Annotated in this window: 23 protein-coding genes; 20 read left to right on the top strand and 3 right to left on the bottom strand. The window is 59.7% G+C overall.

Annotated elements, in window-relative coordinates; translation table 11 throughout:
* Positions 1-64: 64 nt before the first annotated feature.
* From AC1DWZ_RS15265 to AC1DWZ_RS15245, 5 genes are all read left to right on the top strand, one after another.
* Positions 65-3,301 (top strand): hybrid sensor histidine kinase/response regulator, encoded by a 3,237-nt coding sequence (locus AC1DWZ_RS15265; protein WP_477169774.1) that lies wholly within the window; start codon positions 65-67, stop codon positions 3,299-3,301.
* Positions 3,267-3,479, top strand: coding sequence for a hypothetical protein (locus AC1DWZ_RS15260; RefSeq protein WP_477169773.1), 213 nt, complete (start codon positions 3,267-3,269; stop codon positions 3,477-3,479). The genes AC1DWZ_RS15265 and AC1DWZ_RS15260 overlap by 35 nt, the downstream gene beginning before the upstream one ends.
* Entirely contained in the window at positions 3,463-4,422 is a 960-nt protein-coding gene (locus tag AC1DWZ_RS15255) for a response regulator (protein ID WP_477169772.1), read from the top strand. The genes AC1DWZ_RS15260 and AC1DWZ_RS15255 overlap by 17 nt, the downstream gene beginning before the upstream one ends.
* Positions 4,423-4,620: 198 nt before the next feature.
* Complete coding sequence (locus AC1DWZ_RS15250) at positions 4,621-5,385, top strand: TSUP family transporter (protein WP_477169771.1); 765 nt, start codon at positions 4,621-4,623, stop codon at positions 5,383-5,385.
* 28 nt (positions 5,386-5,413) lie between these two features.
* The gene (locus AC1DWZ_RS15245; RefSeq protein WP_477169770.1) at positions 5,414-6,670 is read left to right on the top strand and encodes an Hsp70 family protein; all 1,257 of its coding nucleotides are present in this window, start codon (positions 5,414-5,416) and stop codon (positions 6,668-6,670) included.
* A gap of 5 nt (positions 6,671-6,675) precedes the next feature.
* Here the strand turns inward: AC1DWZ_RS15245 and AC1DWZ_RS15240 are convergent, their stop codons facing one another.
* Positions 6,676-7,752, bottom strand: coding sequence for an ornithine cyclodeaminase family protein (locus AC1DWZ_RS15240; protein WP_477169769.1), 1,077 nt, complete (start codon positions 7,750-7,752; stop codon positions 6,676-6,678).
* A 96-nt stretch (positions 7,753-7,848) separates the two neighbouring features.
* Here AC1DWZ_RS15240 and AC1DWZ_RS15235 point away from each other — a divergent pair, with 96 nt between their 5' ends.
* The 9 genes from AC1DWZ_RS15235 to AC1DWZ_RS15195 all read left to right on the top strand — a co-directional run bounded on the left by AC1DWZ_RS15235 (position 7,849) and on the right by AC1DWZ_RS15195 (position 17,658).
* Positions 7,849-8,628: a phosphosulfolactate synthase gene (locus AC1DWZ_RS15235; RefSeq protein WP_477169768.1), complete on the top strand. Its 780-nt coding sequence runs from the start codon at positions 7,849-7,851 to the stop codon at positions 8,626-8,628.
* Between the two features lie 3 nt (positions 8,629-8,631).
* Positions 8,632-10,035: an MmgE/PrpD family protein gene (locus AC1DWZ_RS15230; RefSeq protein ID WP_477169767.1), complete on the top strand. Its 1,404-nt coding sequence runs from the start codon at positions 8,632-8,634 to the stop codon at positions 10,033-10,035.
* A gap of 56 nt (positions 10,036-10,091) precedes the next feature.
* The gene (locus AC1DWZ_RS15225) at positions 10,092-11,495 is read left to right on the top strand and encodes an MmgE/PrpD family protein (protein WP_477169766.1); all 1,404 of its coding nucleotides are present in this window, start codon (positions 10,092-10,094) and stop codon (positions 11,493-11,495) included.
* Positions 11,492-12,898: an MmgE/PrpD family protein gene (locus AC1DWZ_RS15220; protein WP_477169765.1), complete on the top strand. Its 1,407-nt coding sequence runs from the start codon at positions 11,492-11,494 to the stop codon at positions 12,896-12,898. Before AC1DWZ_RS15225 ends, AC1DWZ_RS15220 begins: the two co-directional genes overlap by 4 nt.
* Complete coding sequence (locus AC1DWZ_RS15215; protein WP_477169764.1) at positions 12,891-13,640, top strand: SDR family NAD(P)-dependent oxidoreductase; 750 nt, start codon at positions 12,891-12,893, stop codon at positions 13,638-13,640. The genes AC1DWZ_RS15220 and AC1DWZ_RS15215 overlap by 8 nt, the downstream gene beginning before the upstream one ends.
* A 109-nt stretch (positions 13,641-13,749) precedes the next feature.
* On the top strand, positions 13,750-14,508 hold the full coding sequence (locus tag AC1DWZ_RS15210) for a GntR family transcriptional regulator (protein WP_477169763.1): 759 nt from the start codon (positions 13,750-13,752) through the stop codon (positions 14,506-14,508).
* An 81-nt stretch (positions 14,509-14,589) separates the two neighbouring features.
* Positions 14,590-15,555 (top strand): Bug family tripartite tricarboxylate transporter substrate binding protein, encoded by a 966-nt coding sequence (locus tag AC1DWZ_RS15205; protein WP_477169762.1) that lies wholly within the window; start codon positions 14,590-14,592, stop codon positions 15,553-15,555.
* Positions 15,556-15,579: 24 nt separating this feature from the next.
* On the top strand, positions 15,580-16,149 hold the full coding sequence (locus AC1DWZ_RS15200) for a tripartite tricarboxylate transporter TctB family protein (RefSeq protein ID WP_477169761.1): 570 nt from the start codon (positions 15,580-15,582) through the stop codon (positions 16,147-16,149).
* A gap of 15 nt (positions 16,150-16,164) precedes the next feature.
* Entirely contained in the window at positions 16,165-17,658 is a 1,494-nt protein-coding gene (locus AC1DWZ_RS15195) for a tripartite tricarboxylate transporter permease (RefSeq protein WP_477169760.1), read from the top strand.
* A gap of 11 nt (positions 17,659-17,669) precedes the next feature.
* Here AC1DWZ_RS15195 and AC1DWZ_RS15190 read toward each other — a convergent pair whose 3' ends face one another.
* The gene (locus AC1DWZ_RS15190; RefSeq protein ID WP_477169759.1) at positions 17,670-18,713 is read right to left on the bottom strand and encodes a zinc-dependent alcohol dehydrogenase family protein; all 1,044 of its coding nucleotides are present in this window, start codon (positions 18,711-18,713) and stop codon (positions 17,670-17,672) included.
* A gap of 115 nt (positions 18,714-18,828) precedes the next feature.
* The gene (locus AC1DWZ_RS15185) at positions 18,829-19,674 is read right to left on the bottom strand and encodes a DeoR/GlpR family DNA-binding transcription regulator (RefSeq protein WP_477169758.1); all 846 of its coding nucleotides are present in this window, start codon (positions 19,672-19,674) and stop codon (positions 18,829-18,831) included.
* Positions 19,675-19,886: 212 nt separating this feature from the next.
* Between AC1DWZ_RS15185 and AC1DWZ_RS15180 the strand changes: the two genes are divergently transcribed.
* The 6 genes from AC1DWZ_RS15180 (at position 19,887) to AC1DWZ_RS15155 (ending at position 26,936) form a co-directional block, all read left to right on the top strand.
* Complete coding sequence (locus AC1DWZ_RS15180; RefSeq protein WP_477169757.1) at positions 19,887-21,458, top strand: sugar ABC transporter ATP-binding protein; 1,572 nt, start codon at positions 19,887-19,889, stop codon at positions 21,456-21,458.
* A gap of 39 nt (positions 21,459-21,497) precedes the next feature.
* Positions 21,498-22,508: an ABC transporter permease subunit gene (locus AC1DWZ_RS15175; RefSeq protein WP_477169756.1), complete on the top strand. Its 1,011-nt coding sequence runs from the start codon at positions 21,498-21,500 to the stop codon at positions 22,506-22,508.
* A gap of 99 nt (positions 22,509-22,607) precedes the next feature.
* Positions 22,608-23,540 carry an ABC transporter substrate-binding protein gene (locus AC1DWZ_RS15170; RefSeq protein ID WP_477169755.1) on the top strand — a complete coding sequence of 311 codons (933 nt, stop codon included), beginning with the start codon at positions 22,608-22,610 and terminating at the stop codon, positions 23,538-23,540.
* A gap of 63 nt (positions 23,541-23,603) precedes the next feature.
* Entirely contained in the window at positions 23,604-24,299 is a 696-nt protein-coding gene (locus AC1DWZ_RS15165; protein ID WP_477169754.1) for an L-ribulose-5-phosphate 4-epimerase, read from the top strand.
* Complete coding sequence (locus AC1DWZ_RS15160; protein WP_477169753.1) at positions 24,299-25,876, top strand: ribulokinase; 1,578 nt, start codon at positions 24,299-24,301, stop codon at positions 25,874-25,876. Before AC1DWZ_RS15165 ends, AC1DWZ_RS15160 begins: the two co-directional genes overlap by 1 nt.
* A 25-nt stretch (positions 25,877-25,901) precedes the next feature.
* Complete coding sequence (locus AC1DWZ_RS15155) at positions 25,902-26,936, top strand: hypothetical protein (protein ID WP_477169752.1); 1,035 nt, start codon at positions 25,902-25,904, stop codon at positions 26,934-26,936.
* The last annotated feature ends 23 nt before the right edge of the window (positions 26,937-26,959 follow it).

Raw genomic sequence — 26,959 nt, 5'->3', positions numbered from 1 at the left:
AGGGGGAAGCGTCGGCCAGGCATCGATTGCAGGCAGGCAGGCGCTTGCTGGGCGAGTTGGGACGATGACAGGGCGGCAACGCATTGCGCGTGTGCGGCGGCAATACAATCAATGGGTCGGTGATCAGACCCTGGAAGACTATGCCCTGCGCTTCACGGCACATTCCGCACGCCGCTGGTCACGTTTCCGCGTCGCAAACACGGCCCTTGGCGCGGCATCCTTCCTGGCCTGCGAAGCTATCGGCGGATCGCTGACGCTGGATTACGGCTTCAGCAACACCTTCACCGCTATTATGGCCGTCGGCGTCCTGATCTTTCTGACCGGCCTGCCAATCGGCTATTACGCGGCGAAGCATGGGGTCGATATCGACCTCCTGACCCGCGGTGCTGGCTTCGGCTATCTGGGCTCGACCATCACGTCGCTGATCTATGCCTCCTTCACCTTCTTATTGTTCTCGGTTGAAGCCGTCATCATGGCGTTGGCGCTCGAGATGTGCTTCGGCATCTCGTTGCCGGTGGGTTATGTCATCTGCGCTTTGGTGGTCATACCCATTGTCACTTATGGCATCCGCTTCATCAGTGGCATGCAACTGTGGACGCAGCCGATCTGGCTGGTGCTACAGATCGTGCCGCTGGTCTATATCGCTTTTAACGACCACACGGCGATCGACCATTGGATTGCTTTTCCAGGGCGCGATGGGACGGCCAATGGCGGATTCGATCTGTTCCTGTTCGGCGCGGCGGCCTCGATCCTGATGTCCTTCGTGCCGCAGATCGGCGAACAGGTCGATTATCTACGTTTCCTCCCTGAACGGCAGCAAGCCGGTTCCGGCTGGCGCAGCCGATTGGCCTGGTGGGCGGCGATGTTGCCGGCTGGTCCGGGCTGGGTCTTTATCGGCGGTGGCAAGCTGCTGGCGGGGTCATTCCTGGCGGTACTCGCCCTTGATTACGGCGTGCCATATGAGCATGCCGCGGAGCCCACCCAGATCTTCCGCGTCGCCTTCGAATCCATGTCGCTGTCGCCCAGCATGGCCATCATCCTTACCGGCATCCTGGTCATTACCTGTCAGATGAAGATCAATGTCACCAACATGTATGCGGGCTCCATTGCCTGGTCCAACTTCTTCTCCAGGTTGACCCACAGCCATCCGGGGCGCGTGGTCTGGCTCGTGTTCAATGCGGCCCTCGCATTGCTGCTGATGGAACTGGGCGTGTTTGAGGCGATCGAGAAGATTCTCGGCCTCTATTCCAATTTCGCCGTGGGCTGGATCGGCGCGCTGGTGGCGGACCTTGTCATCAACAAACCGCTGGGCCTTAGCCCCAGCTATATCGAATTTCGCCGCGCCCATCTCTATGACGTCAACCCGGTCGGCGTGGGCGCCATGCTGATCTCGATCGTCGCCTCGACCGCGGCTTTCTTTGGCTTGATGGGCGATGCCATGCAATCTCTGGCACCGTTCCTCGGTCTCTTCGTCGCGATCGCGGCGGCGCCCATCATCGCCTATCTCACCAAGGGCCGCTATTACATCGCTCGCGCACCTGAGAGAGACCTTGGCGGCCAGGGGGAAGTCGCGTGCTGCATTTGCGAGCATGCATTCGAGCGTGAAGACATGTCTTTCTGTCCTGCCTATGCTGGACCGATCTGTTCACTCTGCTGCACGCTTGATGCGCGCTGCCATGATATGTGCAAGACGAACAGCCGCTTTAGCGAGCAATTGCAGCTGTTATTGGGAAAGCTGCTGCCGTCGCGTATAGCGCTCGGCATGAACACGCGCCTCGGCCATTTCGCCGGCGTCTTCATCATGTTCAATCTGGTGATCATGGTGGCCTTGCTGTTGATCGCTGTTCTTGAGGGGGGCGTGGGTCTCGGCGCGAACGCCGCTGCCTTGCGCGGGACGTTGCTGTCGGTCTACTTCGCCCTCTTCGTAATCATGGGAGTCGCCGCCTGGCTGATGGTGCTGGCACAGGAAAGCCGCCGTGTCGCGGAAGAGGAAAAGGAACGGCAAACGCAAGCGCTGACGCACGAAATCGAGGCGCATGAAAAAACCTACGAGCAACTGCAGAAGGCAAAAGTGGCGGCGGAATCCGCCAACCTCGCGAAGAGCCGCTATGTCGTCGGCATGAGCCATGAAATTCGCTCGCCATTGAACGCGATCTTTGGATATGCCCAGTTGTTGGAGCGCGATACGGGGGTGCCACCGCACCGGCAGGACGCCATCCGTGTTATCCGCCGCAGCGCCGAACATCTGTCGACCTTGGTGGATGGCCTTCTGGATATTGCCAAGATCGAGGCGGGACGCCTGCACCTTAACCGGGACCGGATTGCTACCAACGACTTTCTGAAGCAGATCGTCGACATGTTCCGGATTCAGGCGAAGGCGAAAGGGGTCGATTTCACCTATGATCGATCCTCGCATCTGCCGCCGTTCGTCTATGCGGATGAGAAGCGTTTGCGCCAAATTCTGATCAATCTGCTCTCCAACGCGGTCAAATATACCGACCGTGGTCGGGTGACACTGCACCATCGGTACCGTGGGCAGGTCAGCGAATTCGAGATCACCGATACCGGCATTGGCATCCCGACGGACGATATGGTGCGGATATTCGAGCCCTTTGAGCGTGGCTCGGCCATGGCGGCACGTGCGGTTCCCGGAACGGGGCTTGGGCTAACCATCACCAAGCTGCTGACCGAGATCATGGGCGGTGAAATTTCCGTTGAAAGCGTGCCTGGGCAGGGTAGCACGTTCCGGGTCCGCCTGTTTCTTTCCGAGGCGCCGGCACCTCTGCCGTCGATTTCGGAGAGGCGACAGGTTCTGGGCTATCTCGGGCGTCGCATCACCGTTCTGGCAGCAGATGACGATGTGGCGCATCTTGATCTTCTACGTGACATCCTGGTGCCGCTGGATTTTTCGCTGTTCTGCGCGTCGGATGGAAATGCTGCCCTGAAGTTGGCGGATGAGGTCCACCCCGATCTGCTGCTGCTCGACATTTCCATGCCGGGTTTGACCGGTTGGGAGGTGGCAAGGCAGCTGCGTCAATCCGGACATCGCGAAGCGGTGATCATCATGGTGTCCGCCAACATCGATGAGACGAGAGCCGGAGGCGGTCCGGATGACGATCACAATGCCTTTATCGGCAAGCCGACCGATGTCGGGCTGTTGCTGGAGTCGATGCGGACGCTCCTCGGCCTCGATTGGGCATATGAGGTTGCCGATCTGCCGGGGCGTGGTGCCTTCGGAGATCACCATCTCCGCAGGCACCACGCCATTGGCACAGATTCCGCCGCAACGTCATCTCGATGAACTCCATCAACTTGGATTGATCGGTTACGTTCGCGGTATTGAGGCCAAGTTGTCGGAACTGGAGGAGATCGACCCCACGCATATTCCCTTCGTGACCGATATGCGCGCCTTGGTAAAGAGTTTCGAATTGAAGCAATATATGTCCGTTCTGGAGGCGCTACGTGATCGGGAACTCTAGCCAGATCGATCCCGTCGTGCCGCCCGGCGAGATTGTGCGCCCGCGCGACATTGTGCTCGTGGTAGACGATTCACCAGAGACACTGAGCTTTCTGACACATGCGCTGGAGGAGGCCGGAATCACGGTACTCGTCGCTGTCGATGGTGCTGCCGCTCTCCATCTCATGGAGCAGATCACGCCAGACCTTATCCTGCTGGACGCAGTGATGCCCGGCCTGAGCGGATTCGAAACATGTCGGCGCTTGAAGCAAAACGACGATCTTGCTCACGTACCGGTAATCTTTATGACCGGGCTCACTGAGACCGAGCATATTGTGAACGGTCTCGCAGCGGGTGGCGTCGATTATGTTGCCAAGCCGATCGTGGTCGACGAGCTGATGGCGCGGATGCGTGTGCATCTGACCAATGCAAGGCGATCACAGGATGCGCGCGTGGCGCTTGATACAGCCGGCCGGTTTCTCCTGGCCGTGTCTGGAGACGGCCGGATTCTCTGGAACACGCCGCAAGCGGCCAAGCTGCTGAAGCAATCCTATCCGGGCTTGGAGGAGCTTGATTTTCGTCTGCCCTCCGATATCACGGCGTGGCTAGAGCGGGCCGCTGGCAGCGGCCGTAACGCCGCAACATGGACCGGTGGTACCGATGGCAATCGCCTGGAGCTCTCCTATCTTGGTCAGGTCCGCGCGGACGAGCATGTCCTGCGCCTCGCTGGTACACAGGCCGGTAGCGAAATTGCGACGCTGCGGCATCGTTTGTCGTTGACCGCCCGTGAAGCCGAAGTGCTGATCTGGCTGGCACGCGGCAAATCCAACCGCGACATCAGCGATATCCTTGGTATCAGTCCGCGCACCGTTAACAAGCATCTGGAACAGATCTACGAGAAGCTCGGCGTGGAAAATCGCGCCTCTGCCACGGCCCTGGCCATTCGCTCATTGGACGGTGGCTGAGCCCGCGGAATCGCCTCAAGCCGGAGGAGTGGGTCTCGATTCTGTTGGTGTTTCCAAAGTTCTAATCTGGTATATGACCCGACCGCAGGCGGGGCAGGTCCATTCACTTGGCCTAAAACCCTGACTTCATAGCGGGATATGCTCCAACGCCAGACGAAGGCCTGCAATGCGCCGCTCGTCCTTTCAGGAAACGGCAGCATGGATTTTGCAATTGCACATGTGTCCGGGCTCGATCTGCTGATTGCCGCCGTAGCGGCGTTCATCGCTGGCACCTGCGGTGGCATGACCGGTTTTGGCGGCGGGTTGCTGCTGCCACCGGTTCTAGCGCCCATTCTCGGCGTGCAGAACGTGGTGCCGGTCCTGAGCTTCGCCATGCTGATCACCAATTTGCATCGACTTTGGCTCTATCGCCATGGGCTCAATCGTAAACTGACATTCGCCGTTCTGGTCACGATGATCCCGGCGGTGACTGTCGGCATGGCCATCTACATGAGCTTGCAGCGCGATACGATTGCGATCGTGCTGGGGACGTTTCTTATCATATCGATCCCGATCGGCCGATTTCTTCAGCGGCGCCAGATGCGGCTCGACCGATTGGGCCTGGCCGTCGCCGGCGGATGTATTGGCGTGATCTCGGGAACGACGCCGGGTGCCGGCATGTTGATGGTCCCGGTTCTGCTGGGGGCCGGTCTGGTTGGTCCAGCTTTCCTGGCAACGGACGCGTCGATTTCGGTGTCGGTCAATTTGACCAAAGCCATCGTCTTCGGTGGCCTTGGTAATTTGCCGATGGGCCTTCTTTTGGCGGCCGGCTTGGTCGGCCTGTGCACGGTTCCTGGAAATTATCTCGCGCGCTGGATTCTGCAACGCACGTCGCTGCGGCTGCATGCACGGATCATGGAAACTGTTGTTTTCATTGGCGGTCTGTCTTTGCTTTGGCGGCCGCTCTGGGCGGTTATTCAATAGCCGCGAAGTCAATTGGATTTAGATCATTATGCAACAATATTATTGTGGCCTCGACTTCGGGACCTCGAATTCCACTGTCGGCCTTAATATCGGCAATGGCTTTGTGCTGTGCCCATTGGAGGGTGACAGCGTTACGCTGCCCAGCGCCATCTTCTTTGACTACGAAGATCACAAGGCCCGCTTTGGTCGTGATGGTATTGGTGCCTATATCGAGGGCACCGAAGGCCGCTTGATGCGCGCCCTGAAAAGCGTCCTTGGTTCCAGCTTGATCGACGACACGACGCTTGTTCAGCGCAAACGCGTGGCGATCCGCGACGTTATCGGCATGTTCATGCGGCATCTCAAGGCACAGGCAGAACGCAAGATCGGTGGCCAGGTGGAACATGTCGTACTGGGTCGGCCGGTGCGATTTGTCGACGACGATGATGAAGCGGATCGTCAGGCAGAAGCGGAACTGATCGGCATCGCCAAAGCCCAGGGTTTCCGTCACGTCGAGATGCAATTTGAGCCTGTCGCTGCGGCGTTGGCATATGAGCAGTCCTTGACGCGGGAGGAACTCGCCCTGGTCGTTGATCTTGGTGGCGGCACATCCGATTTTGCGATTGCCCGGCTGTCGCCGGAAGGTTTGCGGCGGCATGATCGATCTGAAGATATTCTGGGTCGCAGCGGCGTCCACATTGGCGGCACCGATTTCGATCGGCGGCTCAGCATCAATCGTGTGATGCCGTTTCTTGGTTACGATGCCCTCATTGGCCCCAAGAAGTTGCCGATGCCGAGTCATTTGTTTCACGATCTCGCGACCTGGCACCGCATTCCGACCCTCTACACGCCGCAGAATATCAACTATCTACGATCGATCCTGGCACAGATTGACAAGCCCGCGTTGGTGGAACGGTTGATCAAGGTGTTTGTCGAACGCAAAGGCCATCGCATCGCCGCCGAAGTCGAAGCAGCCAAGATCGCCTTATCGGAACGCCCCGAAGTCGACCTTCATATCCCCCTGGACCCTCCGGTGGATACTGTGCTGCATCAAGGCGATCTCGATCATGCGGTCTATGACGATGGGATTCGGATCGTGCGGGCGATCGATTTATGCATCGCATCGGCGGGCATTAAAGGGGCAGATATTCAATCGGTGTTCCTGACGGGTGGTTCGACAGCTGTGCCGGAAATCCGGCGTCAAATCCTCACCCATCTGCCAAATGCGCGTCCTGTGACGGGCGACTTGTTTGGCAGCGTCGGATTGGGACTTGCCATGGATGCCGCCCGTAAATTCGGCAGTTAGTGCGATCAGGGGTGTACGTCTTCTGTGAACCAGTCGGTTGGCAGATAATGACCCCGGCCCAGTTCGACAGCCTTGCGATAGAGCAGGGCACCAAGGGCGGCAAATTGCAGTCCGACGCCATGGTAATTGAGGAAACAGGTGATCTCCGCGGCGTTCTGCCGCCCGCCGATCTCGCCACCTACCAACTCCGCAAGCGACGGTGCTGAAACGAGCCTGCTGGTTCGGGGATCCTGTCCCAGCTCCTTGCGTTTTTCTTCGAAGACCGCGCCTTTCGCGATGGCGACATGCTGGCCAGTGAGGTTGTCCCGATCGTGGACGACCACCAAGTCTGCGCGTGCGATGGCGGCCGGGCCAAGTTCGCGATCACGGATGCTGCCGACATGCATACCGGCTTCCAGCCATTCTTCATGAAATACATGACCGCTGCTGTTGGTCGCGCATAAGACGATGTCAGCGCCGCGGACAGCATTTTTAGGGGATGTCATGGCGTGGGCCGGTATGCCGAGGGCGTTTTGAATTTTCGCAGCAAAGGAGTCCCGCCGGTCGGGATTGGGGCTGAAGCAGCGAATTTCCCGCAGCGACCGAACGGCTGCAGCGGCCAGTACCTGCGCCTCGGCTTGCCAACCCGTTCCCAGAATGGCCAGGACGGCCGCATCAGTTCGCGCCAGGCGACCAACCGCGATGCCGCTGGTGGCGCCGACGCGCATGCGCTGCACGACCCCGTCCGGAAAGATCGCCAGAGGCTCGCCGGTCTCGGTGCTGAACAGTAGAACCAGCCCGACCCAGCGGTCACCGGGAGCAGCTGGAACTTTGACACGCCGACGCTGAGATCCTTCGGAAATCCAGTTGAAGAGGTCGGAGTTGATGCGGACGGCGCCCACTTTCAAGTCAGGCTGAATAGCGCCCATCATCTTGAGGACATAGGCGCTGTCGGGCGAACCTGCGGGTCCGACCATGTCGGAGCGCCGGCCATTGATCGCCGTGCCGGCGTGGGACGCGGCGTAGGTTTGCTCCAGGATCGCCACACAATCTGCCATGTCGAGCAAAGCCTGCGCGTCGTCATTGCTGATGAGGAGGGTCAAGGCATCTTTTCCCGGCGTCTGGCGATTGACAGTTTGGGAGTTTTATATCTTATATAAGACTTAGGCAATATCGCTTCGCAAGGCCGGGACTGGTCGATGGATTCTTTGTTGCAGGACAAGGCGTTTCCTTTCATTCGCGTGACGCCGCGCACCGCTAACCCGCGCGATGCCGGCCTCACGGTCATGGCAGATCGTGGGCTGGGTACCCGTCGGCAACTGGATCTTCTGGAAACTGCCGGCAGCTATATCGATGTCGCAAAAATGGGTATCGGTGCCTGGCGTCTGCAAACTGCCGACCTGTTGAGACGCAAGATCAGCACGTACCATGAAGCGGACATCAAGGTATTTCTCGCTGGCGATGCGACCGAAGCGGCCTTCCAGCAAGGTGTCTCGGCACAGTTCTATGCCGCGGTGCGAGAGCTGGGGGCCGATGCCGTGGAGGTGTCGAGCGCCCAGGTGACAATGTCGTTGGCTGACAAAGCTGCGCTGATACGTGCGGCCGCAGCGGAGGGGCTCGATGTCGTCGCGGAGGCTGGGCAGAAAGGGCAGGAGGATTGGACCCGTAGCCTCTCCTACGTCCTCAAGCAGATCGAGACCTACCAGTCGGCCGGTGCCTGGAAGGTCCTCATTCAGGCTGAAGGCATCAGCGAAGATGTCGAAAAATTCAAGGGCGAGTTCGTGCTGGCGATCGCCGCGCGCTTTGACATCGCCGATCTGATCTTCCAGGCCAAGGATGCACGGGCGCAGCTCTGGTATGTCTCGACCTTTGGCAATGCCGTCAATCTCGATGTCGATGATGATCAGGTATTGGACCTGGAACTGCTACGGCGCGGCATCCGCAAGCGTGGCGTATTTGGCCTGCTGGGAGCGCTTTAGCCCATGCAAGCGACGATGGCCGCCGCCTTTGAGCTGATGACAGACGGGTCCAGCTTGACCGAAACCATGGTCGACCGGCTCCAGGCATTGCCCTTTGCTGATTTGCCGGAAAAAGCGAAAGAAATTGCTGTCAACGATCTGCTCGATATGGCCGGAAACTGCCTGTCGGCGCGCCAGACAGATTACATGCAAGCGCTGCTGCGTAGCTGCGACGATGAGGGGAACTGTACGGCGATCGGCTATGCCCGGCCGTTGCGCGCTGCCGATGCGGCGCTCATGAATGGCACCGGTACGCATGGTGAGGATTTTGACGACACGTTGGAAGGGGCGCCCATTCGGGTGGGGGCAATGGTCATACCAGCCGTGCTGGCAGCGGCAGAACGGTACGGCCGCAGCGGTGCGGAAACGTTGCGCGGCATCATTTTCGGGCTGGAAATGATATGCCGCATGAATCATGTGGCGCCAGGCGCCATTCACAAGGCAGGCTTTCATCCTGTCGGTGTGATTGGCGCGATCGGTGCGGCTATGGGCGCAGGCATCACGCTGGGCCTTGACCGTGCGCAAATGATCAACGCGTTGGGGATTGCCGGCAGTTTATCGTCGGGCATTCTCGAATATCTGACCGATGGCGCCTGGACCAAGAGGCTGCATCCCGGCTGGGCAGCGCAGTCGGGACTGCGGGCCGCGATGATGGCGCGGGCCGGCTACAATGGCCCCCGCACCATGCTGGAAGGACCGCATGGCTTCTTCCGGGCCTTCGCACCGAGTGCCAAGCCACGCTTCTCCTACCTGACCGATGGGCTCGGCGCGCAATGGCTGATGGAGGACATCGCCTTCAAGCCTTACGCCTGCGGCACCATGATCCATCCCTTCATCGATTGCATGATCCGCCTGCGCCAGCAGGGCGTCGACCCGGATGATATCGTTGCAATCGTTTGCGAAACGGGCGAGGGGCTGGTCGATAGGCTGTGGGAACCCCTGGCATCAAAGCATCTACCGCCCTCAGGTTATGCCGCCAAGTTCAGCATGCCGTTCTGCATGGCGGTAGGCTTCTTCGATCAGGCGGCCGGGCTGGAGCAGTTCACCGACGAAAAAGCGAAGGACCCGCGCATCCTGGGTCTCGCGCAGCGTATCAGCTATGTGATCGACCCGGACAATGAATATCCAGTCAATTACTCCGGCCATATCCGCGCGACCATGCGCGACGGCCGAACGATTGAACTTCGCCAACCGCATATGCGCGGCGGCAAGCGCGAACCGCTCGACCGGGATGAGCTGGTACGCAAGTTCCATCGCAACGCACTCTATGGCGGCTGGCGGGAAGGTGATGCCGCCGGCTTGTTGGATTTCTGCCTGACGATTGCTGGTCAGAAGGATCTGACTGCCCTCGGGAAATATCGAATTTAGCCGCCATACCGCTTGTTTGAGCCACCTATTGAGATGATCAGGGAACACAAAACGTCATGACCTATACGCCGACCAATGTCACCCGTGCCGCCTGCGACTTTATCGAGGCCAGCAGCTTCGAACGTCTGCCATCCGAAGCGGTCCGGATTGCCCGCCGTTGCATTCTGGATGGCTTGGCGCTCTATGTCGCCGGCAGTGATGAAGAATCGGTGCAGGTGCTGATCGAAGACGCGAGTGATGTGGGTGGCCGCGCCGACGCGCTCTTGCTGGGCGGTGGCAATATCAAGATCCCGGCAGCACTGGCGGCGCGTGTCCTGGGAACCGCCGGTCATGCCCATGATTGGGACGACACGCAGGTCTCCCGGGATCCCGCCCATGTCTACGGTCTGCTGACACATCCCACCATTCCGCCACTGACCGCCGCCATGGTCATGAGCCAGAAGCTGGGCGGCATTTTCGGCCGTGATTTCGTGAATGCTTTTGTCACAGGCGTCGAGGTCGAATCAAAGATTTCTGAATGGATGCTGCCGGATCACTACAAGCGCGGCCTGCATTCCAGCGGCACCGTTGGCACCTTCGGTGCTTGTGCGTCGGCGGCAAAACTGCTTGGCCTGACCGGCGTCAAGCTGGCGCACGCCATGGGCATTGCTGCCAGCCTCGCTGCCGGCATCCGGTGCAATTTCGGCACCATGACCAAGCCGCTGCATGTTGGACGTGCTTCGGAAAACGGGGTGACGGCTGCACTGCTGGCGGCGCGCGGTTTCACGGCGGATCCGGAAGCGCTGGATGGTCGCTGGGGCTTCATGATGGTCCAGGGTGGCGGTGCCACGGAAGCCAAGATTTCCCAGGGATTTGGCAATACCTGGTCGATTGTGGATCCCGGCATCAGCATCAAGCCCTATCCGAGTGGAATCGTGACGCATCAATCGATGGATGCGATGCTGAAGCTGGTGACGACGCACAATGTCGATCCGACCCAGGTCGAGCGTATCGATTTTTATGCCGGGTCGAACATCCTCAACCCGATCCGCTATCCGATTGCGCAGAACCATCTTCAGGCCAAGTTCAGTATGGCTGCCTTGCTGGCGATGATCGTGCTTCGCCGGCAGGCCGGTCGGCAGGAGTTCACCAACGCCTTCATCCAGTCGGCCGCAACGCAGGACATGCAGAAGCGCATCAAGACGCAGCTCGATCCGGAGATCGAGGCCAAGGGCTGGGACATCATTCGCTCGCGTATCGAAATGACGATGAAAGATGGCAGCAAGCTGGTGGAATGGGCCAACGAACGCTATCGCGGTGGACCGGACAATCCGATGACGGACAAGGATCTGGAAGGAAAAGTCGCGGCCTGCACGGATGGTTTGCTGGATGAAAAGCGGCGCAGCGACCTGATTGCGGCGGCGCATGCTGTCGAGAACCTCGACGATGCCGCGAAACTGGCGAAGCTGATCCAGCCATGAAGGCTGCAGCCAAGAGCGCCATGGCATCGAAATCCGTGTCCGGATATTTGGCCGACTGGGTTGGGCAATTGACGCCTGATCAGCTGGATGCCGACATGGCCCGGGCGGCGCTGGAAACGGTGATTGATGTGCTTGGCCTGTGTGTCGCGGCCCGTAATGCCGACTACACGCAAGCCACCATTGCAGCTTGCGACGATCAAGGCGATTGCACGGTGATTGCGCAGCCGATGCGCCTGTCGCCTTATGCTGCGGCCTTGATCAACGGGACGGCGGCACATGGCGAGGATTTCGACAACACGTTCGAAGGCTGCCCGGTTCATTCCGGCGCCGTTGTCGTACCGGCGGTCCTGGCACTCGCCGAACGGCACAAGCTTGATGGGGCGCATACGCTGCTGGCCATAGCGGCCGGCATTGAGGTCATGTGCCGTCTGGGCCTGATTGCCGACAAGTCGGTCCATCAAGCGGGTTTTCATCCAACTGCCGTTCTCGGCACCTTTGCTGCCACCGTGGCCGCGACGATTGTCACCGGCCTCAAAGGGCAGGCAATCGTCAATGCCCTTGGCGTTGCCGGCAGTCTTTCCTCTGGCATCATCGAATATCTGGCAGATGGGTCTTCAACCAAGCGGCTGCACGCTGGCTGGGCGGCCCAGTCGGGCCTGAGGGCGGCGGCTTTGGGTGCCGCCGGTTTCACCGGTCCGGTGACGGTGTTTGAAGGCACGCACGGTTTTTTCTCGGCTTTTGCTCCGTCGATCAAGCCCGATTTCTCGCTTCTGCTGGATGGGCTCGGCAAGAACTGGGTCGGTAGCCAATTGGCCTTCAAACCCTATGCCTGTGGGACCATGGTGCAGCCTTACATTGATTGCGCACTGGCGCTGCGCCAGCGTGGGATCGTCGCACAGGAGATCGCGAAGATTACCTGTGCGGTAGGCGAGGGGACGGTGCATCGCCTGTGGGAGCCGCTGGCGCTCAAGCAAAATCCGCCGACCGCCTATGCGGCAAAGTTCAGCACGCCCTATTGTATGGCGGTGGCGTTCCTGGAGGGCGATGCCGGGCTCGCGCAGTTCACCGAGGCGAAGATCAAAGACCCGGCGGTTCTGCAACTGGCGGCGAAGATCGGCTTCGACGTGGATCCCAAGAACGAATACCCCAAGAACTATACTGGTCATCTCCGCGCGACCCTGGCCAGCGGCGATGTCATTGAACTTAACCAGCCGCACTTGCGCGGCGGCAGCCGGGACCCGTTGTCACGTGCCGAATTGGAGCATAAATTCCTGAAGAATACGGCGTTCGGTGGCTGGTCGGCGGGACGGAGCGAGGCTCTGTTGGCCTTCGCAACCTCGCTGCCACAGCAGCGCAATCTGGCGGAGCTAGGCAAAGTCGGGGGTGACAACGCACATGCGTGAACTGGATGGTAAGGTCGCGTTGGTCACGGGTGCTGCGCGTAATATCGGCCGCGCCATCAGTCTGGCATTGGCCGAGGCAGGGGCCAGTATCATCGTCAATACCCGGGCCTCGCTCGATTTTGCGCAACAGACCGTGGACCTGATCAAGGCCTCTGGTGGCAAGGCATTGCTTGCCCAAGCGGACGTGACGGATCAGGCTGCCGTCGACCGGATGGTAAGCGACGGCATTGCGGCCTTCGGGGGCATTGATATCTTGGTGAACAATGCTGCCGTCCGGAAGGAAGGCACGCTGGAGAGCATTTCCCTCGCCGAATGGCGTGACGTGCTATCGATCATGCTCGATGGCGCGTTCCTCTGCAGCAAAGCATGCGTGCCAGCCATGCGCGCGCGGGGCGGCGGGACGATCGTCAATATCGGCGGTCTCACCGGTCATAGCGGCGCCAAGCAACGCATCCATGTCGTGACGGCCAAGGCGGCGATCGCTGGTTTTACCAAGGCGTTGGCCCATGATCTCGCGGCCGACAATATCATTGCCAATTGCGTGGTACCGGGGCTCATTGAAACCGAACGTGGGCAGCACAGCGCAATCAATCCGCAGCATCATGCGGAACGGAAACGCCTGATGGACCGTGGCGGGCAACCGGGTGAGGTAGCTGCCATGGTGCGCTACCTCTGTGGTCCGCATGCCCGCTATATTACCGGCCAGTCTGTGCATATCAGCGGTGGTGCGCTGATGCCCTGACCGCCCCACGGCCCGGCAGGGGCTGGGAATCCTCGCGAATCAAAGCCGATCTCTGTGATATAGTCGCTGAAATTGCGCAATAATCAGGCAGGGTCGGGGTTTGTCCAGAATGGATAAGAAAGTCGCAGCAGTCGAGAAGGCCGGGGAGCCAAAGCCGGAATTCCAACCGCTTTACCTTCAGATCAAGCAATTGCTTATCCAGCGGGTCCTATCCGGTGAATGGCGCCCCGCACAGCTCCTGCCGAGCGAAATGAAGCTGGCGGAGGAATATGATGTCAGCCAAGGCACGGTTCGCAAGGCGATCGAAGAGATGGCGGCTGAGAATCTGGTGGTGCGGCAGCAGGGCAAAGGGACCTTTGTTTCCACGCATCGCAGCAGCAGTCAGCCGTTCCGCTTCATCCGCTTGATCAGTGATGCCAGCGCAGAGCGGCATCCGGCGACAAAGTTCGTATCCATCAAGACAGGCGCGGCGACGGCGATCGAGCGGCAGCGTCTGGAACTCCCCAATGGCGCGCGCGTGCTGCGTACTGAACGGTTGCGCAGTTTTGCCGGCCAGGCATGCATTGTCGAACACATCGTTCTCCGTCTGGATGGCTTCCCGGGCCTTGACGAGTTGCTGGACAGGCTGCGGCCGGGCTCGATCTACAGCCTCCTGGAGCAGGAATATCGGGTGATGATCGTTCGGGTCGCAGAACAATTGCGCGCTGTCGCTGCCGACAAGGTGGACGGGAAGCTGCTCAACGTGTCCGCCGGTCATCCGCTGCTGGAAATTGATCGGATCGCCTTCAGCCTGGACCAGCGGCGGATCGAGTGGCGGGTAAGTCGTTGTGATTCCCGCTTTCTGCATTATGCAGCCGAACACACCTAGATAATTGACTTGGGGACCCTCCTCTTATATCTTATATAAGACATAAAGCCACAAAGGCGGTAATAGACTCGGGAGGGTCGCATGCGTCAGTTCGTTAGAAACACCTTGGGTGCCGTTGCGTTATCATTGCTCGCCATGGCGCCTGCCGCGGCCCAGCAATATCCGGTCGAAACCGTCACCATCTATACCCATTCAAAGCCGGGCTCCGGTTCCGATCTCTTCTTGCGCGCGATCAGCGGGCCTCTATCAAAGTATCTCGGCGCCAATGTCGTCATCGACTATTGGGCCGGCGGTTCGGGTGCCAAGGCGATGGCCAATCTGGCGGCTGCACCCGCCGATGGCTCTGTGTTCTACGCCACCACACCGACGCACATCACGACCTCGCTCCTGAGCAAGCCGGAAAAGACGTTCAAGGACATCGACTATGTCGTGAACTTCTTCTACGATCCGGAAATCTTCTACACCAAGGCAGACAGCCCCTTTAACACGATCAAGGATGCTGTCGATTTCGCGGTCGCCAATCCGGGCAAGGCGAAGTGGGGCGGTGCCAGCGCCGGTTCGCTGGAGCGCCAAATCCTCGAGAAGATCAAAAAGAAGCAGAATGCCAATGTGGCGATCATCCCGCACGAGGATGGTGCCGGCCTGCTGATCAACGTGCTTAACGGCACGGTCGATATCGGCATCGGCGAGCTTGGCGAATTGGCCGGCCAGATTGCCGGTGGTGAATTGAAGGCCATCGGTGTCTACATGCCGGAGCGGCTGCCAACCTTGTCGGAGGTGCCGACGGCGAAGGAGCTTGGTGTTGATGACGAAGTCATCATCAAGTTCCGCGGCCTGGCGGGTCCCAAGGGCATTCCGGCCGAGACGGTAGCCCTCATGGAGGCCGCGGCCCAAAAGGTCCTGGCCGATTCCGATTTCAAGCAGGAGTACCAGGCCCTTAACCTCATCCCAGGTTATATGGGGCAGGAAGAATATCGCGCCTATATCGCCAAGTTTGTTGAGGCGCAGTCCAAATTCTATGCTGACTTCGGTGTTTCGGCCGAATAGCGACAATCTGCGCGGAGCTTGCACGTGCGTTTGGTCCATAAAGATATCGCCGCCGGGATAGCCTTCATTATTCTGGCGGTCGCCTACTGGCTCGGTGCCGATAACATCCCAAAGAGCTTGCTCGAGGGTGGCGTCGGCGCCGAGGCCCTGCCGAAGATGCTCGGCGTCATGCTGCTGGTTCTTGCAGCCATCCTTGTTCTACAGACAGCCCTTGCCGGAAGGCGACTGAAGGGCTCGGCTGAGGCGCCAGATGGGGATGATGAGGAAGAGGGGCCGCCGCAATCCAAATTCTATCGCCATAAGCGGGCTGCCGGCATTCTGCTGATCGGCATTGGCTATATCTTCATCGTAGAGTTTGTCGGCTATGCGCTGGCTATCGCTTATCTGCTGGGTGCAGTCCTGTGGTATGCGGGTGGCGCTTCACGTCGCACCGTTACCATCTTTGCCGTCATCGGTGCTGTCTTCTTCTGGCTGCTCTTCGTCGAGACGCTGGGGATCCGGCAGCCGCAAGGCTTCTGGCCAAAATTGTGGCACCAGATCAGCCATGCCGAGACGACCTCAGCTGCAAAGCCAGTCGGCACAGCCACTCTTTAAGGCGAAAGCGTCATCATGGAAGCGTTCAATATTGCCTTCGGCGTGCTGTTTGGAACGCCTGCCATTCTTGCCGCTTTTGCCGGTGTTGCCTATGGCATTGTGGGCGGTGCCATGCCCGGCATATCGCCGTCAGTGGCGATGGCCTTGCTGGTGCCGTTCACACTGACGATGGACCCGACCACGGCGATCATCCTTCTGGCCTCGGTCTATGTCGGTGCTGAATATGGTGGCTCAATTCCGGCCATTCTCATCAATACGCCGGGCACCAACGCTGCTGCTGCCACCACCATTGACGGCTACGCGCTGCATCAACAAGGCCGAGGCGGCGAGGCGCTGGGTATTTCGCTGATGGCTGGTGTCGTTGGTGGCCTGTTTGGCGTCATTATGCTGGTTGTGCTGACCGAGCCGCTGGCCAAGCTCGCTTTGGCTTTCACACCACCCGCGTATTTTGCATTGGGCATTCTCAGCCTCAGCGTCATCGCCAGCTTGACCGAAGGATCGCTGGTCAAGGGACTGATCGGTGGTGTGCTCGGCCTGATGATTGCCACGGTGGGCTCTGACCCGATCTCTGGTGTCACACGCTACACCTTCGGCTTTCCCGATCTCTACGGCGGCATCAACTTCATCCTGGTGATGATGGGCGTGTTTGCCGTGAGCGAACTGCTGATGCAGGTGAGCATCGTCGACAAGGACCGGGCCGGCCGCGATACGCGCATTAAACTGCCGAAGCTCCGCGACTGGAAGCGCTTGTGGTTGCCGGTCTCCGTGGGTTCGGTGCTCGGCGTCTTCGAAGGTGTTACACCTGGCGGTGGTGGCGCGGTGGCCTCGTTTCTGAGCTACAATGAAGCCAAGCGTTGGTCGCGCCACCCGGAGGAATTTGGCAAAGGTTCAATCGAAGGTGTTGCCGCGCCGGAAGCTGCCAACAACACGGTGGCCGGGACGGCGCTGATTCCGACCTTGTCCTTTGGTATTCCGGGATCGAATTCGACTGCTGTGCTGTTGGGAGCGCTCCTTGTTCATGGCATGCAACCGGGACCGATGCTGTTCAAGGAAAATCCCAATGTGATGTACGGCCTCTATGGCGGCCTGTTTGTCGCCAACATTGCTCAGCTGGCCATCGGCATGCTGATCATGACGCCCTGTATCTGGCTGGTAAACCGACCCAAGCGCTACCGCCTGGCCGTGATCTATGCCCTGGTCTTCTCCGGTGTGTACTCGATCGACAACAGTCTGCTTGATTTGATTGTGGTGCTCATGGCTGGCGTACTTGGCTATGTGCTGAAGCTGCTCAAATTTCCGATGCTGCCTTTGGTGCTCGGTTTGATGCTGGGTTATATGGTCGAATCCAATTTCCGCCGGTCGTTGATGGTTTCCAGCGGCGATCCGATGATTTTCTTCCAGGACCCGATTTCGCTCGGCCTCCTGATCCTGTCCGGTGTGATGATCTTTGGCTCAGCCATCTGGCCCGCCATCAAGCGTGCTTATCGCAGCAGGATGGTAGAGGGCTGATGCAGGTCGATTTAGAACCGATCAATCACCGTAACCCCCGCGCCCTGATAGCGGTCCATGGCTGCGATCGCCTCGCCAGAGTCAGCAAGTGAAATGCGGCGCGTGACGAGGCGGGATGGGTCGAGCCTTCCCGCCGCAATCATACCGAAAAGGGCAGGGAACCGGCTCGCTGCAATGCCGCGCGTGCCCATGATGCTGATCTGCCGTGAATAGACCGTTTCCAGCAGCGGAATGCTCGGTGCGGCATGTTCTTCCAGCGGCATGCCGATCTGGACATGGCGACCAAGCTTGCGCAGACCGCGGATGGAATTGTGAAACGTCGCCGTGATGCCGAGGGCGTCAATCGAGACGTGGGCGCCGCCACCAGTCAGGGCGCGTACATCTTCCGCAACGTTGCGCGAGGTAGCGGCGTTCAAGGTCTTTGTGGCACCCAACGAGCGTGCGAGCGTCAAGGCATCCTCATTAACGTCGATTGCCAGAATCTGCGCGCCAATAGCTGCAGCGATCATGATCGCGGAAATGCCGACGCCACCGCAGCCATGGACGGCCAGCCATTCACCTGGCCGCAGATCTGCCCGGTCGATCAGGCCGCGGAACGCCGTGGTCAGGCGGCATCCCATCGCCGCGGCTTCGGCAAAGTCGATCTCTTCTGGCAGGCGTACCAGATTGAAATCCGCATGCGGGATGGCGACAAACTGCGCGAAGGCGCCCCAGGCTGAAAAGCCGACCACGAATTGATGTGCGCAGACCGTGGCGTCACCGCCGCGGCAATCCGGGCACTCACCGCAAGCGATGATGAAGGGTGCGGTGACCCGGTCACCCTTTCGGAAGCCGCGGCAGTTGCTACCGGTTTCCAAAATGGTGCCGGCGAATTCATGCCCCGGCACGTGAGGCGCCGAGACGTCGGAATCAGCGCCCTTCCAGGCATGCCAGTCTGACCGGCAGACGCCGCAAGCCTTGACCTCGATGACGACACCATCCTCGGGACAGGCTGGATCTGGCACGTTCTGGACGGTGAGCGGCCCACGAAACTGTTCAAACACGGCAGCGCGCATGAATGGCCTCTGTCAGCATTGGCAGGTCTTGCGGGTCGAAAACTGGACCTCCCCATCGATTTGGGCAAGAGGCAAGACCTCCGGCAAGGTCGTGATCTATATCGGGCCCGATACGTCAGTTCTTGTCGCCGCTTAGAATCCGCAACTCTACCCCGGACTCCCGAACGGCTTCGACGGCCGCTGGATCAGGTGAGCCGGCGGTCAGGATCATGTCGATGTCATCGAAGCCGCAGACACGTACCAGGGAGGTCTGCGTGAATTTGCTGGCGTCGGTGACGACGATGCCTTGCCGGGCGGCCTTCAGAATTGCCTGCTTCAACGCGGCGTCCGGCAGGCTCAGCCCCATGATGCCGAAGGAGGGGTCGACGCCGTTGCAGCCAATAAAGGCAAAAGACGCACGGATCCGGTCGAGGATCAACGTGCTTACCGGCCCGACCAGGGAATGCTGCTGTGGTCGCAGAGTACCGCCGGTGACCACGACCTCCACGCGCGGAATGGCGCGTTCCAAGGCGAGCGCGATATTGAGCCCAGGCGTGAAGATGGTGAGGTTGGTGAGATCGGGTCGGTCGACGATGGCGTGGGCGATCGCCATCGCTGTCGTGCCGACGTCGAGAATTAGGCTGTCGCCGGGTGATAGCATTGCCGCCGCGGCCAGGCCGATGAGACGCTTTTCCGGCAGATAGCTCGCCGCCCGCGCTTCGTAATCGACTTCGGGAACGGCCTCGACGATCCGCATGGCGCCACCGCGCACACGCCGGATGCCGCCGGTGCGCGCCAAAATATCGACGTCGCTCCGGATCGTGACTTCAGAGACGCCGAATTGTCGCGCCAAATCATAGATGCGGGCAAACTCATGGGCCTGGATGAAGGACAGCATCTGTCGTCGCCGCGTCTCCGAATTTGTGGATTCGGGCCCGGCAATCGCCGCCATCGCGTCGTCTTCGAAGGTTTCGCTACCCATTGCCCCGGTCCAATCTGCCAGCGCGCATAGAAATCGAAAGTCGGACGGAACGTCAAGTTGAGGCAAGGAACCGCAGAAAACAGCCAATCGCGGATCAGGCTTGACATTCGACTTTCGATACGGAAGTTTCTATATCACAAATCGAGTAGCAAGCCAAAAGCTGCCGAGCCAGAGGAAACACTCTGAGGAAATGCGATGACAGGGACCGCCTCATGACGGAGACGAACAACGTCTCGCGTCCCACGATTGCACCGGACGATGTCGTGCCGGAACTTGCCATGCGCAACATTGGCAAGAGTTTCGCCAATATCCGTGCCCTTTCCAATGTGTCGTTCTCCGTTCGTGGTGGCGAGATCCACGCGTTGATGGGTGAGAACGGCGCCGGCAAATCCACCTTGATGAAAATTCTGTCAGGCGCCTATCGCGCCGACCCGGGCGGTGAGATCCGCTTGCGCGGTGAGTTGGTGGCCATCGATGGTCCGTTGGCCGGACGCCAGCACGGCATTGCGGTCATTTATCAGGAGCTGTCGCTGGCGCCCAATCTCAGCGTCGCCGAGAATATTTTTCTGGGCGAAGAGAAAAAGCGCTTCGGCTTTATCGACCGTAAGGCCATGGAAGAAGCAGCGCGGCCTTTGCTGGAGCGACTGGACGCACCGTTCCGGCCGACGGACCGGGTGGCAAACCTGTCGATTGCCGAACGTCAGTTGGTCGAGATTGCGCGTGCCTTGGCGGGACATCCCCGCATTCTGGTGATGGATGAACCCACCACCAGCCTCTCGTCGCGCGAAGCCAGTCGTCTCTTTGGCATCATCCGGCAACTGAAGAGCGAAGGTATTGCGATCGTCTATATCAGTCATCGGATGGCCGAAGTCTATGAACTGGCTGACCGTGTGAGTGTGTTGCGTGATGGTACGCTGATCGGCACGCTGGACAAGGACGAGATCACCGCCGCCGCCCTGGTGCGCATGATGGTGGGACGCGAATTGTCGTCCTTCTATACCAAGGAACATCGCCACCCGACGGAAGATCGTCGGCACGTGCTGGAGGTCGAGAATATCGGCGACGGCAAGTTCATCAAGGATTGCAGCTTTTCGGTGCGGGCCGGGGAAGTGGTCGGTTTGGCCGGCCTCGTCGGTTCCGGCCGCACGGAACTCGCCCGGTTGATCTACGGCGCTGATCAGAAGGCCAGCGGCCGTGTCCTCGTCGATGGCAAGGAATGCCAGATCGCGACGCCGCTGCAAGCTATCAAATCGGGTATCGTCTATCTGACCGAGGATCGCAAGGCGCTGGGCCTGTTTCTCGACATGACGATCCGCGAGAATATCTCCGTGAGCGTGCTTGATGAAGACGCACTGCCAGGTGGCGTTCTCAACCTCAAGGCGGCACGCAGCCGGGCGGTTGCAGCTATCAAATCCTTAGGGATTCGCACGCTGAACGCCAGCGTTATCGTGGGCTCCCTGTCCGGCGGCAATCAGCAGAAGGTGTTGCTGTCTCGTCTCCTGGAAACGAAGCCCCGGGTCCTGCTGCTGGATGAGCCGACGCGAGGGATCGATGTCGGTGCCAAGTCCCAGATCTACCAGATCATCGATGCCTTGGCGCGCAATGGCGCCGCCGTCCTCGTGATCTCCAGCGAACTGCCGGAGATTGTCGGCATCTCCGATCGGGTCCTGGTGATGCGGGACGGTCATATTGTGGGCGAAATCGAAGGCCGTCCGGAGGCGCCGATCACACAGGAAAAGATCATGGATATCGCCACCAATACGGCAAATGTACGTGCTGCCTAGACGTCAGAATGTTGAGATCGTGGTAAAAAGGGATTGGGTATGAGCGAAACATCGTTGGACGGCACCGCTCAGGATCTGGAAAAGGCCTCGTTGGCGCGCAAGCAACGCATGCGGTCGGTGCTGCAGATAGTCGGAATGCTGCCGATCCTGATTATTCTGGCCGTGTTCTTCGAGGTATCGACCGACCGCTTCATGAGCTGGATGAATCTGTCGATCGTGGCGCAGCAGGCCGCAATCAACATCGTGCTCGCGGCCGGCATGACCTTTGTCATCCTGACGGGAGGTATCGATCTCTCGATCGGCTCGATCCTCGCCGCCTCAGCCATGATCGCCATCATCGCGTCGAAGGAAATCCCAGAATTCGGTCTGCTGGGCGTACCGGCCGCGCTACTCATCGGCCTGTTGTTCGGCCTGATCAATGGTCTGCTGATTGCGGCCATGCGGCTGCCCCCCTTTATCGTGACATTGGGATCCTTGACCGCGGTGCGCGGTGTGGCGCGCCTGATGGGTCAAGACACGACAGTGTTCAATCCGGAATTATCCTTTGCGTTCATCGGCAACGGCACATTATTCGGCGTGCCATGGCTGGTGATCATCGCCTTTGCCGTGGTGATCATGTCCTGGTTCATCTTGCGCAGGACTGTCCTTGGGAACCGCATCTATGCTGTCGGCGGCAATCCGGATGCGGCGCGGCTTGCCGGTATCAAGGTCTGGCAGATTCTGCTGTTCGTCTATTCGATGGCGGGCTTGCTCTCCGGTCTCGGCGGCGTCATGTCGGCAGCGAGACTCTATGCGGCCAATGGCCTGCAATTGGGCCAGAGCTACGAATTGGATGCCATTGCCGCGGTCATCCTGGGTGGCACCAGCTTTACCGGGGGTATCGGCTCGATCTGGGGCACGCTGATCGGCGCGCTTATCATCGCCATTCTGACCAATGGCCTGATCCTCCTCGGGATCTCGGACATCTGGCAATACATCATCAAGGGATTGGTCATCATCTGTGCTGTGGCACTCGACCGCTATCGCTTGCGGGAAGGTGGTCGCACATGACGGGACCATGGTTGCCGGCGCTCAAAGAAGTCGCTGGATAGAAAGCCGTATCCTGGCCGCTTCAAACGGTCGGGCCACGTAAATCCAACAGGAGGAAACATGAAGCTCTCTCGTCTCGCCCTCGGGCTGGTGGTTGCTGCTGGCCTGGCTGCGCCAGCCGCAGCCCAGGAACTGAAGAAGGTCGGCATTTCGGTGGGGTCGCTCGGCAACCCGTTCTTTGTCGCCACCATCAAAGGCATCGAAGACAAGGCCAAGGCGATCAATCCGGATGTCGAAGTGACGTCGGTCTCGTCGGACTACGACCTCAACAAGCAATTCACCCAGATCGACAATTTCATTGCCGCCGGCGTGAACGTGATTATGCTGAATGCGGTCGATCCCGTCGCGATCGCGCCCGCCATCAAAAAAGCTCAAGCAGCCGGTATCGTTGTTGCAGCCTTCGACGTGGGTGCCAATGGCGCTGACGTCACGGTGATGACCGACAATGTCAAGGCGGGTGCCTTGGCTTGCCAATACATCGTCGATCATCTGAAGGGCAAAGGCGATGTGCTCATCGTCAACGGCCCGCAGGTGACCTCGGTCACCGATCGCGTCAAAGGCTGCAAGGAAACCTTCGCTAAGAACCCGGACATCAAGATCCTCTCCGACGATCAGGACGCCAAGGGCTCGCGCGATGGCGGTTTTGCGGTCACGCAGAGCCTGCTCACCCGCTTCCCCAAGGTTGATGGTATCTTCGCGATCAACGATCCGACCGGCATCGGTGCCAGCCTGGCGGCGAAGCAGCTCGGCCGTAGCGAATTCATCATCACCGCCGTTGACGGCGCCCCGGACATCGAGGCCGAACTGAAGACCGGCACCTCGCTGATCAAGGCGTCATCATCGCAGGATCCTTACACCATGGCTGGCCAATCGCTGGAACTGGCTGCCGGTATCCTTGCTGGCAAGAAACCGGATCCGAACGTGATCCTGCTCGACCCGGTGCTGATCACCAACGAGAATCTCAGCTCGTACAAGGGCTGGACGTCGCACTAACGAACAACCCGCCGGCTGTGTGCTCAAAGCTGCAGCCGGCGGTTTCTTTTCAAGGGTTGCAAGATGCTGAAGGCGTTGCGGGAACAGGTACTCGAAGCCAATCTCGACTTGGTCAAGGGTGGCCTCGTTCTCTACACCTTCGGTAATGTCAGCGGTATCAGCCGCGACGATGGCTTGGTCGTGATCAAGCCGAGCGGCGTACCTTATGACACGATGAAGGCCGATGACATGGTGGTCACCGACCTCGATGGCGAGAAGGTCTTCGGGGCCCTGAAGCCCTCTTCGGATCTCGCAACGCATCTGCTGCTCTACAAGTCTTTCCCCAAAGTGGGTGGCGTGGTCCATTCCCACTCGGAATTTGCGACCATCTGGGCCCAGGCAGCGCGCCCGATACCAGCCCTCGGCACGACGCATGCTGACTATTTCCATGGGCCTGTGCCGGTTACCCGCTCGCTGACCGATGCCGAGGTCGCAGGCGATTATGTGCTCAATACTGGCGTTGTTATTGTGGAAGCGCTTGGCAACAAGGATCCGATGTCCATGCCGGCTGCCTTGGTTGCCGGCCACGGCCCATTCTGTTGGGGTGCTGACGCCGCAGGCGCAGTCCACAATGCAATCGTGCTCGAATCCGTGGCGCGAATGGCGCTTCATACGATGAGCCTGCGGCCCGACAGTGCCGGTATTTCGCAAGCGCTTCTCGACCGCCATTATTTCCGTAAGCATGGCGCTGCGGCAACTTACGGACAGGCAGAGGGCTGATGTCCTCAATTGTCGCAGGCGTCGATTTCGGCACCCTCAGTGTGCGTGTCACTCTCTTCTCCGACACAGGCAAGGCGCTTGGCAATGCCAGCGCAGAATATCCGCTGCACCGCCGCCGCGACGATCCCGATCACGCGACCCAGTCTCATGACGACCAGATGAATGCGCTCGCCGGCGCCTTTCGCAAGGTGCTGGCCGAAAGCGGCGTGCGCGGCAGCGACGTCGATGCCCTGGCGATCGATACGACCGGCTCCAGCGTCATCATGGTGGGTGAGGGGCTCCGGCCGCTAGGCGACTATTATCTGTGGTGCGATCATCGCGCCAAAGCCGAGGCGCAGGAGATCACCGAGCGGGCACATCAGGATGGTTTGGAAGCCATCCACTGGTGCGGCGGCGTCTATTCTCATGAATGGGGCTTTGCGAAGCTTCTGCACTGGCTGAGGCACAATCCCACTTTGCGGCCGCAATTCGTCACAGCACTGGAACATTGCGATATGGTGGCGGCCACGCTGACCGGTGTCACCGATCCGCGCCAGATCAAGCGCAGCATTTGCGCCATGGGCCATAAATGGATGTGGAATCCGCGCTGGGACGGGTTGCCATCGCAGCAGTTCCTTTCCAGTGTCGATCCGCTCTTCGATAATGTCCGGGCCAAGATCGGCGGAACATTCAGCACGTCCGATAAGATCGCTGGGCATCTATCTAGTGCCTGGGCGGAACGCCTTGGCATCAAAGCCGGCATTCCCATTCCGGTGGGTGCCTTCGATGCACATTGGGATGCGCTCGGTGCAGGCTGCAAGGTCGGTGACGTGGTCAACGTCGTCGGTACTTCTACCTGTATCATTGCGACCGCGCAGAATGTCGACCTGATACCGGGATTGTGCGGAATTGTGCCCGGCAGCGTCGATCCAGATCTGATGGGGATCGAGGCGGGGCTTTCCGCAACCGGTGACGTTTTTGAAGCCATCGCCAGGCGCGCCAATACACGCATATCCGACCTGTCGCAGGGCCTGGAGACTTACCGCGCCGGGCAGACCGGCCTGCTGCGCATGCCCTGGGACAACGGTGATCGGACGGTCCTGGTTCGCCCCGATCTCGGTGGCATTACGCTGGGCTGGAACCTGCTGCACACGGCACAGGATGAACTTTTTGCCGCCATCGAAGGTACCGCCTTCCACACAAGACTCATCCTCGAGCGGATGGCTGAAGGCGGTGTGCCGATCGAGCGCATCATCAATGGCGGCGGCATCCCGCAGCACAATCCTGTCCTCAACCAGGTCTATGCCAATGTGCTCGGCAAGCCTGTGCTGGTGCCCGATGGCGTGCCGACCGGCTTCGGGGCGGGTATCTTCGCCAGCATGGCGGCGGGTATCCATCCCAGTATCGAGTCAGCGCAGGCGGCAATGTGCCTACCGTACAAAATTTGCACACCCGAGCGTTCTACACGCGTAGTCTATGAACGCCTCTATGCTATGTTTCGCGATCTTTATCGTGGATTTGGCGGCGTCGAGGCAGCGACGCCGTTGGGTGGAGTGTTGCCTGAATTGCGCCGCATCGCCCTTGCCGGTGCGGCTTAAGAAACGTCGCCAATTTCGGAGATTGATGCTGATGACGACCCGCCTCGACCAGAAGCTGGCGCGTATTCGTGCCGGCCAATATGCCCGCAGCGACTTCATCATCGCCGATGCCAAGGATGGCGACATGGGGCCTAGCATTCCATCCACCGGGCCGCTGCGGCAGGCCGACGGCAGCTGGACGCGCTATCGTACCCGAGCCGAATTTCTCGACCAGGTGCGGGCGATCGTGGCGCAGGATGTGGTCGACATCATGCTGCTCTCCGCCTCCAATCTGGAGAAGCTGGCAGGCGAGGGGGTCTTTCAAAAAAGCCTAGTGAAACCAGCCATTCGCGCCAACGACACGACCGATATCTGGGTTGGCCGCGGTGCTACCTACAACAAGCAGCCCTCCCGGCCGTTCAGATCGGCGTCGCTCCCGCGGGTGCTGCATGGTGGCAACGGCCACCGCCAGGGTGCTGCGGTCACGGGCACCGATCTTGGCCTCTATTCGATTACCTTCAACAATGACCTCGACGCGGATCACCGGTCACTGGAGGCATTTGCCGCCTTTCGCGATGAGGCCAGCCTGCATGGCTTCAAATATTTCCTGGAAGTTTTCAACCCGAATGCCGGCCGGGACATCGCTCCCGACATCATGCCGCATTTTGTGAATGATTCGATCGTGCGATGCCTTGCCGGAGTGGCGCAGGCGGACCGGCCGCAGTTTCTCAAGATCGCCTACAATGGCCCGGCCGCGTTGGAGGAACTGGCCAGCTATGATCCCGGCATGATTGTCGGGGTCCTGGGTGGTGGTGCGGGTACCACCCGCGACTGTTTCGAACTATTGTCCCAGGCCGAGCGTTACGGCGCCCGCGTCGCCTTGTTCGGCCGCAAGATCAATCTCGCCGAGGATCCGCTGGCGATTGTGGCCCTCATGCGCCAGGTGGCCGATGGTGCAGTGACACCCTCCGAAGCTGTGCGCGCCTATCACGGTGATCTGGCAAAACGCGGCATTTCTCCGGCCCGGCCGCTTGAGGCTGACAGCGCCATTACCGAGCCGGCTCTCCTCCGCGCCGGGTGAACCGAGCGATCTCCTCTGGATTC

The sequence above is a fragment of the Dongia sp. P2_B8 genome (assembly GCF_056404715.1).
This window is presented reverse-complemented; position numbering and strand designations above follow the sequence as displayed.

Excerpts from the sequence above, each read along its gene's own strand:
- AC1DWZ_RS15265 (WP_477169774.1), top strand. The coding sequence starts at position 65 with ATGACAGGGCGGCAACGCATTGCGCGTGTGCGGCGGCAATACAATCAA.
- AC1DWZ_RS15155 (WP_477169752.1), top strand. The coding sequence starts at position 25,902 with ATGCTGATGACGACCCGCCTCGACCAGAAGCTGGCGCGTATTCGTGCC.
- AC1DWZ_RS15190 (WP_477169759.1), bottom strand. The coding sequence starts at position 18,713 with ATGCGCGCTGCCGTGTTTGAACAGTTTCGTGGGCCGCTCACCGTCCAG.
- AC1DWZ_RS15210 (WP_477169763.1), top strand. The coding sequence starts at position 13,750 with ATGGATAAGAAAGTCGCAGCAGTCGAGAAGGCCGGGGAGCCAAAGCCG.
- AC1DWZ_RS15205 (WP_477169762.1), top strand. The coding sequence starts at position 14,590 with ATGCGTCAGTTCGTTAGAAACACCTTGGGTGCCGTTGCGTTATCATTG.
- AC1DWZ_RS15215 (WP_477169764.1), top strand. The coding sequence starts at position 12,891 with ATGCGTGAACTGGATGGTAAGGTCGCGTTGGTCACGGGTGCTGCGCGT.
- AC1DWZ_RS15185 (WP_477169758.1), bottom strand. The coding sequence starts at position 19,674 with ATGGGTAGCGAAACCTTCGAAGACGACGCGATGGCGGCGATTGCCGGG.
- AC1DWZ_RS15195 (WP_477169760.1), top strand. The coding sequence starts at position 16,165 with ATGGAAGCGTTCAATATTGCCTTCGGCGTGCTGTTTGGAACGCCTGCC.
- AC1DWZ_RS15180 (WP_477169757.1), top strand. The coding sequence starts at position 19,887 with ATGACGGAGACGAACAACGTCTCGCGTCCCACGATTGCACCGGACGAT.
- AC1DWZ_RS15220 (WP_477169765.1), top strand. The coding sequence starts at position 11,492 with ATGAAGGCTGCAGCCAAGAGCGCCATGGCATCGAAATCCGTGTCCGGA.
- AC1DWZ_RS15230 (WP_477169767.1), top strand. The coding sequence starts at position 8,632 with ATGCAAGCGACGATGGCCGCCGCCTTTGAGCTGATGACAGACGGGTCC.
- AC1DWZ_RS15165 (WP_477169754.1), top strand. The coding sequence starts at position 23,604 with ATGCTGAAGGCGTTGCGGGAACAGGTACTCGAAGCCAATCTCGACTTG.
- AC1DWZ_RS15235 (WP_477169768.1), top strand. The coding sequence starts at position 7,849 with ATGGATTCTTTGTTGCAGGACAAGGCGTTTCCTTTCATTCGCGTGACG.
- AC1DWZ_RS15160 (WP_477169753.1), top strand. The coding sequence starts at position 24,299 with ATGTCCTCAATTGTCGCAGGCGTCGATTTCGGCACCCTCAGTGTGCGT.
- AC1DWZ_RS15245 (WP_477169770.1), top strand. The coding sequence starts at position 5,414 with ATGCAACAATATTATTGTGGCCTCGACTTCGGGACCTCGAATTCCACT.
- AC1DWZ_RS15175 (WP_477169756.1), top strand. The coding sequence starts at position 21,498 with ATGAGCGAAACATCGTTGGACGGCACCGCTCAGGATCTGGAAAAGGCC.
- AC1DWZ_RS15250 (WP_477169771.1), top strand. The coding sequence starts at position 4,621 with ATGGATTTTGCAATTGCACATGTGTCCGGGCTCGATCTGCTGATTGCC.
- AC1DWZ_RS15225 (WP_477169766.1), top strand. The coding sequence starts at position 10,092 with ATGACCTATACGCCGACCAATGTCACCCGTGCCGCCTGCGACTTTATC.
- AC1DWZ_RS15170 (WP_477169755.1), top strand. The coding sequence starts at position 22,608 with ATGAAGCTCTCTCGTCTCGCCCTCGGGCTGGTGGTTGCTGCTGGCCTG.